We start from the raw sequence: 14,583 nt of genomic DNA, 5'->3' as shown, positions 1-14,583 counted from the left end.
GGGGAGGCCAGACCATGGACATCTTCGCAGCCGGCTCGCGGCCCACCCAGCGCGCCTCCAAGGACTATTTCACCGGCACGGTGTGGCAGGATCCGATCGTCTCCGCCCCGGCTCCGGCGCGGCTGGCGGCGACCCGGGTGGCATTCGAGCCCGGCGCTCGCACCGCCTGGCACACCCATCCGCTCGGGCAAACGCTCTACGTCGTCGCCGGCGTTGGCCGCATCCAGACTCTCGGCGGGCCGGTCCGCGAGATTCGCGCCGGTGACGTGGTCTGGATCCCGCCGGGCGAGAAGCATTGGCACGGTGCGTCACCGACCAATGGCATGACCCACATTGCCATGCAGGAGGCGCTCGATGGCAGCTTCGCGACCTGGATGGAGCAGGTCAGCGACGCCGATTATGCCGTGCAGCCATCAGCTTAAGGCCGGCGGTTCCAGTTGAATCGAAGCTTGTCAGCGCTCAGCTGCTACTGTTTCGATCGAACTTCAGGTTTGCTGCCTAACGCATTCGGATTTCATCATTCGAACCAAGGGCGTTCGCATCTGCGAACGCGCCTTGGCGGCGTTTCTGTCGTAATTTCAGGTCTTTCGCGGCTGTCGCGGACTCGTTATGAAGGCGGTTCGTTTGCAGGCGATGTGCGTCAGGAGAATACCAATGGCTGCCAAGGCGAATTTCCGGGGATCGTTTACCGCCATGGTCACGCCGTTCAAAAAAGACGGTTCGCTTGACGAGGAGGCGTTTCGCGCGCTGGTGAACTGGCAGATCGAAGAGGGGACCCACGGCCTGGTGCCGGTCGGCACCACGGGTGAAAGCCCGACGCTGAGCCACGAGGAGCACCACAAGGTGGTCGAATGGTGCGTCGAGGAGGCAAAGGGCCGCGTGCCGGTGATCGCCGGGGCGGGCTCAAACTCGACCCGTGAGGCCGTGGCGCTCGCCAAGCACGCCGAAAAGGCCGGTGCCGAAGCAGTTCTGGTGGTGACGCCGTATTACAACAAGCCGACCCAGGAGGGCATGTATCAGCACTTCAAGGCGGTGAACGATGCGATCGGAATTCCGATCATCATCTACAACATCCCGCCGCGCTCGGTGGTCGACATGTCGGTCGACACCATGAGCCGGTTGTACGAGCTGAAGAATATTGCCGGCGTCAAGGACGCCACCGCCAATCTCGGCCGCGTCTCGCAGCAGCGCCATGCCATGGGCGCCGACTTCCTCCAGCTCTCCGGCGAGGACATGACGGCGCTTGCCTATATGGCGGCGGGCGGCCACGGCTGCATCTCGGTGGTATCGAATGTGGCGCCGAAGCTGTGTTCGGACCTGATGAGCGCGGTGTTTGCCGGCAATTATGCAGGCGCGCTGAAGATCCAGGATCGCCTGGTGCCGCTGCACGACGCTGTGTTCAAGGAGCCCGGCGTCGCCGGTGCCAAGCACGGCCTGACTCTGCTCGGCCGGATCCAAGAAGAAGTGCGGCTGCCGCTGATGCCGGTCACCGAACCGACCGGCAAGGTCATCCGCGCGGCGATGATGCACGCTGGCTTGCTGAACTGAGGGAGGCTGCATGGGCGTCGGAGAGATCGAGCAGAAGGGGTCGAGGCTCCTCAAAGAATTTCGTGATTTCGCCATGAAGGGCAATGTCGTCGACCTCGCGGTTGGCGTCATCATCGGCGCGGCGTTCGGCGCGATCGTGACCTCGCTGGTCGGCGACGTCATCATGCCGATCATCGGCGCGATCACCGGCGGTCTCGATTTCTCCAATTACTTCACGCCGCTCACGAAGGCGGTGACGGCCAACACCCTGGCCGACGCGAAGAAGCAGGGCGCCGTGCTGGCGTGGGGCAATTTCCTCACGGTGACGCTGAACTTTCTGATCGTCGCAGCCGTTCTGTTCGCCGTGATCCGCTCGCTCAACAAGCTGAAGCAGAAAGCCGAAGAGACCAAGGCGCCGCCGCCGACTCCGACCCGGCAGGAAGAACTGCTCACCGCAATCCGCGATCTGCTCAAGAAAGGCGCCGGTCCGTCCCTCTAACCGCGGCGTGATGGACCAGGCCGACAGGAACCGCCGCAATGGCCGACAAGAACGAACGCGCGATCAAGGTCGTCGCCGAAAACCGCAAGGCGCGGTTCAACTACGCAATCGAAGACACGATCGAAGCCGGCATCTCGTTGACCGGCACCGAGGTGAAGTCGGTGCGTGGCGGCAAGTCGACGATCGCCGAATCGTATGCGGATTCCCGTGGCGGCGAGATCTGGCTGATCAACGCAACCATCCCCGAATATCTGCAGGCCAACCGCTTCAATCACGAGCCGAAGCGGCCGCGCAAGCTGCTGCTGCATCGCAAGCAGATCAACAAGCTGATGGGCGCGGTCGAACGCCAGGGCATGACGCTGATTCCCTTGAAGCTGTACTTCAACGAAAAGGGACGGGCAAAGCTGCTGCTGGCGCTCGCCAAGGGCAAGCAGATGCATGACAAGCGCGAGACCGAGAAGAAGCGCGACTGGAGCCGCGAAAAGGGCCGGCTGCTACGAGCCCGCGGCTGACGCATCCACAGGGAGAGACGGCCGCATGAACCAGATCCATCTGAACGAGGTCGACTGGTCCGTGATTCCTGCGCCGGTCGATGACGGCGGTGCGGCGCACCTGCCCGGCCTGACCTTGCCCTCGGTGCCGCTGCCCGCCACCGACGGTCAGACCGTGGATCTATCGACGCTGTCGGGCCGAACCGTCGTCTTCGGTTACCCGCGGACGGGCGTGCCGGGCCAGATCTCGCCGGTGGACGACTGGGATATGATCCCGGGCGCGCGCGGTTGCACCCCGCAGACCTGTTCGTTCCGGGACCTGTTCGCTGAACTCAAAGCCGCGGGCGCCGCTCAGGTGTTCGGGCTGTCGACACAGGACACCGCCTACCAGACGGAGATGGCGACACGGCTGCATTTGCCGTTTCCGGTGCTGTCCGACGACAAGCTGGCGCTGGCGACCGCCGCCAGGCTGCCCACCATGGAGGTCGCCGGCACGACATTGCTGAAACGAATCGCGCTGATCGTCGACGAAGGCCGTGTCACTCACGTGTTCTATCCGGTGTTTCCGCCGGACCGGAATGCAGGCGATGTGCTGGAGTGGCTGAAGACTCACCCGCGCTGAGATCGCGCCGGCGACAGCGATCGCGATTAGTACTTGCGGTACAGGCCGACCAGCTTGCCCTGGATACGAACCCGGTTCGGCGGCAGGATTCGAACTTCGTAGGCCGCGTTGGCGGGCTCTAGCGCGATCGAGGCACCGCGGCGCCGGAAGCGCTTTAGCGTGGCTTCCTCCTCGTCGATCAGCGCCACCACGATGTCGCCGGTGTCGGCGCTCTCGTTACGCTGAATCAGCGCCATGTCGCCGTCGAGGATGCCTGCTTCGACCATCGAATCGCCGCGAACTTCCAGTGCGTAGTGCTCACCCGCGCCGAGCATCTCGGGCGGCACGCTGATGGTGTGGCTGCGGGTCTGTAGCGCTTCGATCGGTGTACCGGCTGCGATCCGGCCCATCACCGGCACGGCGACGTTACGGTCGGTCTCGTGCTCGACGGGCTGCGGGCTCGGCGGCCGGACCTTGCCGAGATTGCCTTCGATCACGCTCGGGGTGAAGCCACGCCGTGCGCCGCCGCCATTCCCGCCGAGATCAGGCAGCTTGATAACTTCAATGGCGCGTGCGCGATTGGGCAGACGGCGGATGAAGCCGCGTTCTTCAAGAGCGGTAATCAGACGATGGATGCCTGACTTGGAGCGCAGGTCGAGCGCATCCTTCATCTCGTCGAACGAGGGCGGAACGCCGGCTTCCTTCAGGCGCTCGTTAATGAACTTCAGCAGCTCGAATTGTTTGCGCGTCAGCATCCCGACCATTCCCCAATCTGGCGACGATCGCCATCTCGCCCGTCATCACCTTGCGTCATCACGTCCGAGGCAATGAGACGACATGAATCGAAACAAATCATGAACGGACACTATATGTTCGGTATGTGTTCCGCAACCTCTTAATTTGAGGTCAACAAATTCATCGATCGCTATAGCGGGAGCTTAAGGATGTGACAGGCGGAGCCAGCCTCGGCGGCCGGCGCATGCGGGGGACGGATGATTAGCGCCTGCGCGGCTGATAACCGCGCCAGCAGTGACGAGTCCTGGCGATCGACCGGCGTCGCGATCAGTCGTCCGTCATCCGCCACCTCGAAATACGCGCGCAGATAGTCTTCACGCTGATCGTTGGCGGAGAGCGCCGCGCCCAGCCACGCCGGTTCGCGCCGATGCATCACCTCGCGCATTCCGGACAGCGCGCGCAGCAACGGCACCATGAACAGGAAGGCGCAGACATAGGATGACACCGGATTGCCGGGCAGGCCGATCACCCGCATCGGGCCGAGCCGGCCGTGCATCATCGGCTTGCCGGGGCGCATCGCAATCTTCCAGAACGCGATGTCCGTTCCTTCTGCCTCCAGCGACTGTTTGACGAGGTCGTGGTCGCCAGCCGATGCGCCGCCCGTGGTGACGAGCAGGTCGACGCCGAGATCGCGTGCTTTCCGAATCGCCGCAGTCGTCGCCTCGACAGTATCGCCGGCGATGCCGAGGTCGATCACCGCGGCACCCTCGCTGCGCGCCAGGGCCCGCAGCGCGTAGCCGTTGGAATAGACAATCTGACCCGGCTGCAGCGGGTTGCCCGGCATCACCAGTTCGTCGCCGGTCGCGAGCATCGCCACGCGCGGGCGGGCATACACAGGGAGCGTCGGGTGGTTCATGCCAGCGGCGAGCGCGAGATCTCGGTCATTCAGCCGATGCCCGGCGCGCAGCAGGACTTCGCCCTCGGTGAAGTCGACACCGGCCGGCCGGATGTGGCGGCCGGTCCGGGCCGCTTCGGTGACGGTCACCTGATCGCCGTCGCGCTGCGTGTCCTCCTGGATCACCACGGTGTCGGCGCCATCCGGGATCACACCGCCGGTGAAGATCCGCAGCGCCTGACCCGGCCCGATGCCGAGCGTGGCCGGCTTGCCCGCGGCGATCTCGCCGATCACTTTCAGCCGTACCGGCACGGTCGCGACGTCCGCGGCGCGCACCGCATAGCCGTCCATCGCCGACATCGGCTGCGGCGGCTGGGTCCGCAGCGCCGCCAGATCACGCGCTAGCACGCGGCCATGGCTGTCCTCGAGCGCGACGGTGTCCATGGCAAGGCCAGCGGCGCCGTCGAGTACGGCGGCTAGAGCGTCGGCAACCGGCATCAGCGCCATCGGCAGGCTCCGGAACGGGCGAGGGCAGGTTGCAAGCGGCGAGGCTGAGAGTGGTCCATGCTTCGGCTTTAGGTGTGCCGCGGCGCTTGCGCAAGGTCCGGCGCGGCGGTCGGAGCGGCATCGCGCCCAACGAAATCATAATTGTCGGACGGGGTGCCGGGCGATACGACCACTCATCGTGTGGCGACGTGCCGGCAGTGGAGTGCGCAGATGGGTGATGATTTTGCCAAATGGCTGCTGCGGATTGTCGGCGTCATCGGACTGATCGCGTTCGGCACCACCTATGCGGTCCGGCACGATTGGAGCCGAGGCTGGATGCCGTCGGCCAATCCGGACTACGCGCCTCCCGCGGCGACTGCGCCGGAGGTGGCCGCTACCGCGCCTGCGGTTGCGCCTGCCGCCGCCACGGCGCCGTCCGCGACAGCCACGCCGGCGGCGACGCGGACCACCATCCCGTGCCAGCCGATCGGCCGCACGGCGAAGGGCGAACTGGTGTATTCCATGGACTGCCGCTCGCTGCCGGCACCGTAGTCAGTATGGGCATCCGCTCATGGCGGGAGGGCGCTCGGCGTCGTCTCGAATGAGTGGTTTCTAAAATGCGCTCTGATCCTTGAGGCGCCCTGATCCGGCCAGATTGTCGTAGCGTGCTTCCACGACGCGAACCGAATCCACCGTCTATTCTAGATAGCGTATTTCGCCGCGAGTCCTGCCATGGCCGGGCTCGTCCCGGCCATTCACGGCGGTCGTGCGTGTTCGCCAGCTAGGCCGTGTCACGTCGATCAATCGATGATCTCGGCGCCCGCGGCGCGTAGCCGTGCGAAGCCGTCCTTCATCTGCTGAACTTGCTCCTGCGTGTGGCCCTGCCAGTTCGTGACCTCGGCGACGATCCGCAACGGATGCCGAGAGCGATAGGAGAGTGTCGGATTGCCGGGAAACTTCTTGTCGGTGAGGTTGGGATCATCTTCGAACGCGCCGGTCGGCTCGACCACATAGATGCGCTGCGGCGTGTCGCCGGACGCCAGCTCGGCACCCCAGATCGCGGCATCGAGTGTGCCGGCGAAATAAACCCAGGACAGCGCCGCATCGGTGAAGTTGGACTGATAGCCGACCACGATCAGCTCGCCGGGGGCGAGATCGGCGCGCGTGCCGTGGAAGAACTGACGCACGAAGACGGTGGCAGCGGACATCAGGGCTGTACTCCTGCGGCGGTCGGACGGGAGGACGAGATTGGTAGCTTGCAAGGCTACTGACTTATATCGAGCGTGGGGAGTTTTCCTTCGTTCGGGGAACCAAGGGGACCGCACGGCTGTGCCAAAGATGCTGATGGCCGAACGCCCCGAACCGGTCGACGCTTATTCGCCGTCCTTCGCCCGCACCATCACCGGCAGATACACAGCGGCGAATTCCGGCGGCAGGCGGCGCGGGCGGCCGCTCGACATCTCGATGCAGACGAGCTGCCAGCGCCCGCGCATCACGGTGGCGCCGTCGCGCAGCCGGATCAGCTGGAAGCGGCGTTCCATCACCAATTTGCCGTCGCTGCCGTAGATCCAGGTGCCAAGCAGCAGTTCGTCGCCGAGATGGCTCGGCAGCAGGTAATCGTATTCTCCGCGTCTGATTGCCATCGCGCGGTCGATCCGCTGCCAGTCGGCGAGCGCCAGACCGAGCGCTTCGGAATGCGCCCAGCCGACACTGTCGCACCAGCGCACGTAGACCGAGTTGTTGGTGTGGTTGAGGCCGTCGATATCGGCCGCGCCGGGCACCATGGTCAGCGTGAACGGGTTTGGATGATCCCAGGCGAGGTCGGTCGCAGCGTCGGTCATGGCAATCGGTCAGCAGTCGTTGGGGCGGTCACGCCAGCCCGAGTTGATCGAGCGCCTGCGCCACGTCCGCGCTGGAGCGAACGTGCACGGCCTTTAGACCGTGCTGGCGCGCAGCTTCGATGTTTTCGGCCAGATCGTCGAAGAACACAATGCGGTCCGGGCGCGCGCCGATATTCTTGACGACGTGATCGTACGCGTTTGCGTTCGGCTTGCGCATCCCGATCCGCGACGACAGGAACAGTTCGCGGAAATGCACCAGCAGATGCGCATAGTGCTCCGAGAAATGCGCGATGTGAGCATCGTTGGTGTTCGAGAGCGCATAAAGCGGCAGGTGCCGCGCCGCGCGCGCGAGCTGCGGCCCAATGCCCGGCATTTCGCCGATGAAGATCGCATTCCAGCCTTCGCGCAGCGCTTCGTCGGACAGCTTCAGCCCCAGCACGTCACGGACCGCCGCGAAAAACTCGGCGTCGGTGACGTGCCCGGTCTCGTAGCGATGAAACATGTCGTTCTGCGCGAGCCGCATCATCATGGCCGACGGATCGCTGCCGAGCTCGACAGCCCAGGCTTTCAGCGTTCGCGCGAGATCGAAATCGATTACCACGCGGCCGAGATCGAACAGCAGCGCATCCGCAGCGCCGGGCGAAAGGGATGTCGTCATACCGAAGACCTAGCAGGAACATGGCGTCGAGGCGAGATGCCGACGGAAGTCTAGTATGGTCCGGAAACATTGAGGAACAACGACAACCGTTTGTTCACGCGTGGCCTTCTAGAACACAGGAGCTGCGCGGCGAGGCACGTCTTCCAGGCTCGACGCACGCGGCGCCGGATTCATCAGCGGCGATCGCCATGCGCGTCGGACGTCACGCCCCGTTTATCCTCTGCTCGACTTCGGATCACCGCCGATGCTGAGTGGAGGTGGCCGCACCGGCGGCAAGAAGAAAGTCGAAGAAGAGCATCCCGGAGGCCACGGTTGGTTCGTGACCTTCGCCGATCTCATGGGCCTGCTCGTCAGCTTCTTCCTCGTGCTGGTATCGTTCTCGACACAGGATTTGCGCAAGATGCAGATCGTCGCCGGCTCGATGCGCGACGCGTTCGGCGTGCAGCAGGAGTCGCGCTGGTCGGGCGTGGTCGAAACCGACGGTGTGCCGGTGCAGGGCACGGTCCGCAGCAAGATGAACGTCGCGCCCGATCAGTCCAGCGCCACGCCGAGCCCGCAGGACGGCGGCAGCGCCCAGGCGAAGTCCGAGCGCGAGTTCGCGCTTGCGTCGGCTTCGCTGCGTCAGGCGCTGCAGGACTCCCCGGAGCTTAGCGAGCTGTCGAAGAACGTGGTGTTCGAGGAGACGCCGCTCGGTCTGAATCTCGAACTCACCGATCAGGACGGGCGGGCGATGTTTCCGGACGGCTCGACGGTGCCGTATGAGACTGCGCGGCTGCTGATTATGCGGCTTGCGGGTCCGTTACGCGCGACCTCGCTGCGGGTTTCGATCGTCGGCCATACCGCGGCCGTGGCGGTCGCGGCCAACGACGATTACGACGCGTTCGACCTGTCCACCGGCCGGGCGAATGCGGTGCGCCAGATCCTGAAGCGGGAGGGATTACCGGCGAGCCGGGTGATGTCGGTGGCCGGCAAAGGCGACGGCGAGCCGCTATTTCCGGAAGCGCCGACAATTGCTGCCAATCGGAGAGTGACCATCAGCCTGCTGCGCGAGAACCCGCCGCTGCCGCCGGACCTGCAGCGCTGACGGCGAGCGGGTCCGTCCAATCAATCGCTTCAGAACGCGACCCCGATCCGTCGGACCTTGCGCCAGACCGTGCGGCACTTCTTCTTGGTGCCGCCATGCAGTAATTCGAAGCGTGGGGGCAGGGTGACGTCGGCGTTCAGCTCGATGCAGGCGCCGCCGGCGGAATAATCGACCACCTGACAAGGCACGACCGGGACCCTGGGGCCGACGATGAGGCTCGCCGCACTCGCGTTCGGGCGCACACGCGCAAATCGTCGCTCTTGTCTCATCACCAACTCTCGTGCTGCCGGTGAAATCTCCCTGCGGCGCGATTGCACCCCGAAGTTGTTAAATTCTGTTTGCGCCGACACCCGAACGCCCCGGCACAACACCTTTGTTCCGAGGCGTTCAGCGTCATGATGAATAAATCCTTTCTGTCTCGCCGCGATTACTTGCCCGGCTGGATCGCAATCCGCTTGGCTGCTGACGGCGCAGGCCCGTTCTTTGGCAAGGTCACGGTCAGGACACCGTTCTTGAACGACGCGCTGACTTGATCGGGGGCGATCGCTGCGTCGATAGGTACCCGGCGTTCGAACTTGCCGTAGAAGTGCTCGCTGAATTGCTTGTCCTTGTCTTCGGTCGCGGACGTCTTCTCGCCGCGGATGGTCAGCGCGCCGTCGCCGAGCAGAACCTCAATGTCCTTCTCCTCCATTCCGGGGACCTCGGCCGAGACCGTCAGCGCCTTGTCACTGTCGGCGATTTCTAGCTTGGGCCAAGAGGTGCCGAACGCCGGGAAGCGGCCTGACAAGGCGGGTGTGTCGAAGCCGCGGAAGACGTCGTCGAACATCCGGTTCATTTCGCGCTGCAGCGACACGAACGGATCGCCGTTGAAAGACGAGACCGACTGATTGCTGCGGCCCCAAGGGATCATCTCTCGCACGTTCATGGGATGCCTCCTCATTCCAGTCGTGATCAATCCGATCTTCGAAACCAGAAAGCGCACCCGCGCCGGGCGGGCGCGCAGTTCGATCTGGGATCGCGCCTGATAGGGTCAAGGGGCGAGTTGGTAGTCCGATGCGGCGAGAGCCGAAAAAATTTCGAGCGGGGACTTGAAAGCGCCGGCGATGATTTTAATTTTCGGTCCGTCCCGTTTGAAAGGAGTAGCTCGGGAGGATTGCTATGCACACCACGACTGAAACGGCTCTGGAACTCCGCCATGTTCCAGGGATCCTGCCATATCCTGACCGTGACCAGGCCGCGACTTATGATCATCCCGATCATGTGCTGCGCGATGACGCGCTGAGCACGGCGGATAAGCGGGCCATTCTCTCCTCATGGGCGTCCGACGCCAATGCGATCGAGCAACAGCCATGGCTACGTGCCGTGCCCGGCTCGGACAAGACTGTGCCGCTCGCCGCAATTCTGGCCGCGCTTCGCCGGCTCGACGACGACGAGCCGCCGCCGAAAGGCGGAGCAGCGATCCGGCTGAGCGGTGGGGGACACCGCGACGACAGCCCGTCGTTCGAACTCAGCGAGCCAGTGGGGAGGAGGCATTATGGTCTGGCGCAACATTCAAACCACGTTCGATCCCGCGCGCTGCCCCGTCTGCGGCGCGACCATGCGGCTCGCGCGCGTCGAGCCGCGTCCGGTCGGGCGCAGTTCTGAATTCGAACGCCACATCTATCGCTGCGAAGACTGTACGAACACCAGCCGTTTCGTGATCGATCGCCAAGCGATCGAGCGGCTTTCCGTGTAGCACGCGAACGTCGCGGCGGTGCGGCTTACGCCGATTGCCGCGACGACATTCCGCCGAGCCGGCTGCGCCACAGCGGCTTGATCAATTCCAGCAGGATCAACACCACCAGGGCGGCAACAGCCGTGAGCGCAAGATCGTCGCCGTGCAGCGGGCCGAACTTGAACAGTTCGCGAAGCCACGGCCAGGCGAGGCTCAGGCCAAGCACGCCGGCGACGATCACCAGCACCACGGCCAGCATCGGATTGGGCCGGCGCAACGCCGCCAGGATCGAGGTCGAGAACGACCGGTTGACGAAGATCAGACAGACGAAACTCAGCACCAGTGCGAAGAAGGTCAATGCGCGCAGTTCGGTCTCCGGCATCGCGCGGAATTGGCCGATGACGAAGACGCCGGCGACCAGCGCGAACACCAGCAGGCCTTGAACCAGTCCCCAACCGATCAGCGCACGGCCGAACAGCGGCTGTTCGGGATCCCGTGGCTTGCGCCGCATGACGTCGTCCTCGGCGGTTTCGGCTTCGAACACGATCGAGCACACCGGGTCGATGATCATTTCCAGAAAAGCGATGTGGATCGGCCCGAGCAGGATCGGCAGGCCGAACAGCAGCGGCAACAGGGCCAGTCCGGCGATCGGGACGTGGACCGCGAAGATGAAGCCCATCGCCTTGACGAGATTGTCGTAGATCCGCCGGCCGAGCCGGATCGCCTTGACGATCGAGGCGAAGTCGTCGTCGAGCAGCACGATCGACGACGCCTCGCGCGCCACGTCGGTGCCACGGCCGCCCATCGCGATGCCGATGTGTGCCGCCTTCAGCGACGGCGCGTCGTTGACGCCGTCGCCAGTCATCGCGACGACTTCGCCATCAGTCTTGAGCGCTTCGACGATGCGCAGCTTCTGCTCCGGCATGATCCGCGCGAACACGGTCGTGTCGCGCAGCCGCTGCGCCAGAGCGGCATCGTCCAGACTCGCGATTTCATCGCCGGTGATACTTGTCTCAGCATCGATGCCGGCATCGCGGGCGATCGCGCGCGCCGTGGTCGGATAGTCGCCCGTGATCATGACCACGCGGATGCCGGCGGTCCGGCAATCCGCGACTGCCGCCGGCACCGCCTCCCTCAGTGGGTCGGCAAGGCCGACGAGGCCGAGAAACTGAAACCCGAAGCCGAGCGGCGTCTCTGGCCAGTTGTCGTTGGGGTGGGCGGCGCGGGCGACGCCAAGCACGCGTAGCCCATCGGCCGCCATCGCGTCGATCGTCGTTGATAATTGCCTGAGGTCGTTATCGCCAAGGCCGCACATTCGCGCGATCGCCTCCGGCGCCCCCTTGGCCGCGACGATAAAATTGCCGAGGTCGTCGGGGTCGCGCCAGACCTGGGTGATCGCCAGCAGGTCACGGCGTAGGCCGTAGGCATGCACGAGGCTGCGGGCGCCGGCGCCGTTCGGCAGATGCTCACCGGCGAGGCGATGCAGCGCGCGGTCCATCGGGTCGAATGGATCAGGTGCTGCTGCGAGCAGCCCGGTGTCGAGCAGATCGCGGAACGCCGGCGGCAGTTCGCCTGAGCGCGGGCGAAAGATCTCGCTTGTCGGCAGCCGCAACTCGGCGACCGACATCCGGTTTTCGGTGAGCGTACCGGTCTTGTCGGTGCACAGCACTGTTGCGGAGCCGAGCGCTTCGATCGCGGCGGCGCGCCGCGTCAGCACGCGGGCCTGCGAAATCCGCCACGCGCCCATCGCCATGAACACAGTGAGCACTACCGGGAATTCCTCGGGCAGCATCGACATGCCGACAGTAATGCCGGCCAGCACCGCGTCGAGCCAGCCGCCGCGCAGCGTCCCGTACAGCAGAACGACCAGAATACTGAACGCACCGCCGATCAGGCCGAACACGCGCACCAGCTTCCGCGTCTGGGTCTGCAGCCGTGGAGGCTCGGTTTGCATCGTGCCGAGTGTCTGACCAATCTTCCCGATCTCGCTGCGCGCGCCAGTGGCGATGACTTCGGCAATGCCGCTTCCGCGCACCATCAGCGAGCCCGAATATACGATCGGCTGATCGTCGCCGCCGGGCCGACGCGGCGTCGCATCGCCGGCTTCGTCGCGCGCGATCTTGCGAACCGGCAGCGATTCACCGGTCAGCAGTGACTCGTCGGCCTGAACATCGTCGGCTTGCAGCAGCAAGGCGTCCGCGGCGACGCGATCTCCCTCTGACAGTACGATGAGATCGCCGCGGACGACGTCACGCCCGGCGATGCGCTTGCGTTCACCGTCGCGGATCACCAAAGCGCGCGGGCTGGTGAGATCTCGCAGCGCTTCCAGCACGCGCTCGGTGCGGCTCTCCTGCACCACGGTGATGATCACCGACAGGCTGGCGAATACCAGCAGGATGATCGCTTCCTTGAAGTCGCCGAGCGCCAGATAGATCACGCCGCCACCGAGCAGCAGCGCCAGCATCGGCTCGCGCAGCACCTCGAGGACAATGCCGAACAGCGTGCGGCGGTCCGGCCGCGGCAATTCGTTGAAGCCTTCGGTGTTCAGCCGCGCGTTGGCTTCAGCCTCGGTGAGGCCGTTGAAGGGTGAGGGGGCTGTTGTCGGCATCGGCGCGCTCACTTCGGACGTCGCCGAGCTTACGCCTATTTGGCGCGCGCGTCCGCGACGTAGTCACCCGACTTTCCGCCCGTCTTGGCGAGCAGGTGGATGCCTTCGATTCGCACGCCGCGTTCGGCGGCCTTGATCATGTCGTAGATCGTCAGGCACGCCACGGAGACGGCGGTCAGTGCTTCCATCTCGACGCCGGTCGGGCCGCTGACCTTGGCGGTCGCTCTGACGATGCAGCCGGGTAGCTTCTTGTCCGGCGTGATGTCGATCGTCACTTTCGACAATGCCAGCGGATGGCACAGCGGGATCAGCTCGGAGGTGCGCTTGGCTGCCATGATGCCGGCAATCCGCGCCGTGCCGAGCACGTCGCCTTTTTTGGCATCGCCACTGAGGATCAGCTCGAGCGTCGCCGGCTTCATCACCACGCGCCCCTCGGCGACCGCGACCCGTTCGGTCGCCGGCTTGTCCGACACGTCGACCATGTGCGCCTCACCGGTGGAGCGGATGTGGGTGAGGGTGGGAGCTTGAGCCGCAGCCTTGGGTTTTGCCGTCTTGGAGGTTTTCGCCATCGGTCGCCTCAGGCGGCTTTCGCCAGCAGCGTCCGCGTCGCCGCGGTGACGTCGTCCTGGCGCATCAGGCTTTCACCGACCAGGAAGGTTGTCATGCCGACGCGAGCCAGGCGCGTGAGGTCGGCAGGGGTGAAGATCCCGCTTTCGCCGACCATCAGGCGATCCTTCGGAATGCGCGGCGCCAACGCTTCGCTGGTCGCGAGCGTGACCTCGAAGGTGCGCAGATTGCGGTTGTTGACGCCGATCATCGGCGAACGAAGCTTCAGCGCGCGGTCGAGCTCAGCGCCGTCGTGGATCTCGACAAGCACGTCCATGCCGAGATCGAACGCGGCGTCCTCGATATCCTTGGCTTCGGCGTCGTCGAGCGCCGCCATGATGATGAGGATGCAGTCGGCGCCATAGGCGCGGGCTTCGACGACCTGATACGGCTCGTACATGAAGTCCTTGCGCAGCGCCGGTAGCGACACCGCGGCGCGCGCCGCGACCAGATAATCAAGGCTGCCCTGGAACGACGGCGTGTCGGTGAGCACCGACAGGCACGCGGCGCCGCCTTGCTCATAGGCCTTGGCGAGCGCCGGCGGATCGAAGTCGGCGCGGATCAGGCCCTTCGACGGCGAGGCTTTCTTGATCTCCGCGATCAGCGCGTAGTCGCCGGCCGCATGCTTGGCGCGCAGCGCGCGGACGAAGCCGCGCGGCGCCGCGGCGTCGCGCGCGATCGCTTCCAGCCCGGCCAGGGGCCGCTCGCGCTTGGCGGCGGCAATCTCCTCGCGCTTATAGTCCTCGATTTTCTTCAGGATGTCGGACATGACAACCTCTCACCCGTTCGAAACCGCAACCAGCTGCTTCAGCCTGGCGGCCGCTGCGCCGCTGTCGAG

18 protein-coding genes are annotated in these 14,583 nt (G+C 65.0%); 8 read left to right on the top strand and 10 right to left on the bottom strand.

Annotated features, from left to right (window positions below):
- Nucleotides 1-14 precede the first annotated feature (14 nt).
- The 5 genes from ACOJTD_RS11440 to ACOJTD_RS11420 all read left to right on the top strand — a co-directional run bounded on the left by ACOJTD_RS11440 (nt 15) and on the right by ACOJTD_RS11420 (nt 3,139).
- The gene (locus tag ACOJTD_RS11440; RefSeq protein WP_420133032.1) at nt 15-422 is read left to right on the top strand and encodes a (R)-mandelonitrile lyase; all 408 of its coding nucleotides are present in this window, start codon (nt 15-17) and stop codon (nt 420-422) included.
- Nucleotides 423-654: 232 nt separating this feature from the next.
- Nucleotides 655-1,548, top strand: coding sequence for a 4-hydroxy-tetrahydrodipicolinate synthase (gene dapA, locus ACOJTD_RS11435; RefSeq protein WP_420133031.1), 894 nt, complete (start codon nt 655-657; stop codon nt 1,546-1,548).
- 10 nt (nt 1,549-1,558) lie between these two features.
- Entirely contained in the window at nt 1,559-2,026 is a 468-nt protein-coding gene (gene mscL / locus ACOJTD_RS11430) for a large conductance mechanosensitive channel protein MscL (RefSeq protein ID WP_420133030.1), read from the top strand.
- A 38-nt stretch (nt 2,027-2,064) separates the two neighbouring features.
- Nucleotides 2,065-2,538 carry an SsrA-binding protein SmpB gene (gene smpB / locus ACOJTD_RS11425; RefSeq protein WP_420133029.1) on the top strand — a complete coding sequence of 158 codons (474 nt, stop codon included), beginning with the start codon at nt 2,065-2,067 and terminating at the stop codon, nt 2,536-2,538.
- Nucleotides 2,539-2,563: 25 nt separating this feature from the next.
- Nucleotides 2,564-3,139, top strand: a complete 576-nt coding sequence (locus ACOJTD_RS11420) for a peroxiredoxin (protein ID WP_420133028.1) — start codon at nt 2,564-2,566, stop codon at nt 3,137-3,139.
- A gap of 26 nt (nt 3,140-3,165) precedes the next feature.
- On the opposite strand, the gene lexA is transcribed toward ACOJTD_RS11420, so the two are convergent.
- Nucleotides 3,166-3,873, bottom strand: coding sequence for a transcriptional repressor LexA (gene lexA / locus ACOJTD_RS11415; protein ID WP_420133027.1), 708 nt, complete (start codon nt 3,871-3,873; stop codon nt 3,166-3,168).
- A 170-nt stretch (nt 3,874-4,043) separates the two neighbouring features.
- The gene (glp, locus tag ACOJTD_RS11410) at nt 4,044-5,255 is read right to left on the bottom strand and encodes a gephyrin-like molybdotransferase Glp (RefSeq protein ID WP_420133026.1); all 1,212 of its coding nucleotides are present in this window, start codon (nt 5,253-5,255) and stop codon (nt 4,044-4,046) included.
- A 210-nt stretch (nt 5,256-5,465) separates the two neighbouring features.
- Here glp and ACOJTD_RS11405 point away from each other — a divergent pair, with 210 nt between their 5' ends.
- On the top strand, nt 5,466-5,786 hold the full coding sequence (locus ACOJTD_RS11405; RefSeq protein ID WP_420133025.1) for a hypothetical protein: 321 nt from the start codon (nt 5,466-5,468) through the stop codon (nt 5,784-5,786).
- A gap of 248 nt (nt 5,787-6,034) precedes the next feature.
- Here ACOJTD_RS11405 and arr read toward each other — a convergent pair whose 3' ends face one another.
- From arr to ACOJTD_RS11390, 3 genes are all read right to left on the bottom strand, one after another.
- Nucleotides 6,035-6,442, bottom strand: coding sequence for an NAD(+)--rifampin ADP-ribosyltransferase (gene arr / locus ACOJTD_RS11400; protein WP_420133024.1), 408 nt, complete (start codon nt 6,440-6,442; stop codon nt 6,035-6,037).
- 165 nt (nt 6,443-6,607) lie between these two features.
- The gene (locus ACOJTD_RS11395; protein WP_420133023.1) at nt 6,608-7,075 is read right to left on the bottom strand and encodes an acyl-CoA thioesterase; all 468 of its coding nucleotides are present in this window, start codon (nt 7,073-7,075) and stop codon (nt 6,608-6,610) included.
- Between the two features lie 28 nt (nt 7,076-7,103).
- Nucleotides 7,104-7,733, bottom strand: coding sequence for an HAD family hydrolase (locus ACOJTD_RS11390; RefSeq protein ID WP_420133022.1), 630 nt, complete (start codon nt 7,731-7,733; stop codon nt 7,104-7,106).
- Between the two features lie 244 nt (nt 7,734-7,977).
- Between ACOJTD_RS11390 and ACOJTD_RS11385 the strand changes: the two genes are divergently transcribed.
- Nucleotides 7,978-8,817, top strand: a complete 840-nt coding sequence (locus ACOJTD_RS11385) for an OmpA/MotB family protein (protein WP_420133021.1) — start codon at nt 7,978-7,980, stop codon at nt 8,815-8,817.
- Between the two features lie 29 nt (nt 8,818-8,846).
- Here ACOJTD_RS11385 and ACOJTD_RS11380 read toward each other — a convergent pair whose 3' ends face one another.
- Together ACOJTD_RS11380 and ACOJTD_RS11375 are read right to left on the bottom strand one after the other, a co-directional pair.
- Nucleotides 8,847-9,086: a PilZ domain-containing protein gene (locus ACOJTD_RS11380; protein ID WP_420133048.1), complete on the bottom strand. Its 240-nt coding sequence runs from the start codon at nt 9,084-9,086 to the stop codon at nt 8,847-8,849.
- Nucleotides 9,087-9,244: 158 nt separating this feature from the next.
- Complete coding sequence (locus ACOJTD_RS11375) at nt 9,245-9,742, bottom strand: Hsp20/alpha crystallin family protein (protein WP_420133047.1); 498 nt, start codon at nt 9,740-9,742, stop codon at nt 9,245-9,247.
- Nucleotides 9,743-9,975: 233 nt separating this feature from the next.
- On the opposite strand from ACOJTD_RS11375, the gene ACOJTD_RS11370 reads away from it, so the two are divergent.
- On the top strand, nt 9,976-10,461 hold the full coding sequence (locus ACOJTD_RS11370; RefSeq protein ID WP_420133020.1) for a hypothetical protein: 486 nt from the start codon (nt 9,976-9,978) through the stop codon (nt 10,459-10,461).
- Nucleotides 10,462-10,577: 116 nt separating this feature from the next.
- On the opposite strand, the gene ACOJTD_RS11365 is transcribed toward ACOJTD_RS11370, so the two are convergent.
- From ACOJTD_RS11365 to trpC, 3 genes are read right to left on the bottom strand one after another with little or no spacing between them, the layout of a single operon-like run.
- A complete protein-coding gene (locus ACOJTD_RS11365; RefSeq protein WP_420133019.1) occupies nt 10,578-13,139 on the bottom strand; it encodes a cation-translocating P-type ATPase in 2,562 nt (853 codons plus the stop codon).
- A gap of 35 nt (nt 13,140-13,174) precedes the next feature.
- On the bottom strand, nt 13,175-13,708 hold the full coding sequence (gene moaC, locus ACOJTD_RS11360) for a cyclic pyranopterin monophosphate synthase MoaC (protein WP_420133018.1): 534 nt from the start codon (nt 13,706-13,708) through the stop codon (nt 13,175-13,177).
- 8 nt (nt 13,709-13,716) lie between these two features.
- Nucleotides 13,717-14,514: an indole-3-glycerol phosphate synthase TrpC gene (gene trpC, locus ACOJTD_RS11355; protein ID WP_420133017.1), complete on the bottom strand. Its 798-nt coding sequence runs from the start codon at nt 14,512-14,514 to the stop codon at nt 13,717-13,719.
- Nucleotides 14,515-14,583: the final 69 nt, after the last annotated feature.

The organism is Rhodopseudomonas sp., from assembly GCF_048594845.1.
Classification (GTDB): domain Bacteria; phylum Pseudomonadota; class Alphaproteobacteria; order Rhizobiales; family Xanthobacteraceae; genus Rhodopseudomonas.
This window is presented reverse-complemented; position numbering and strand designations above follow the sequence as displayed.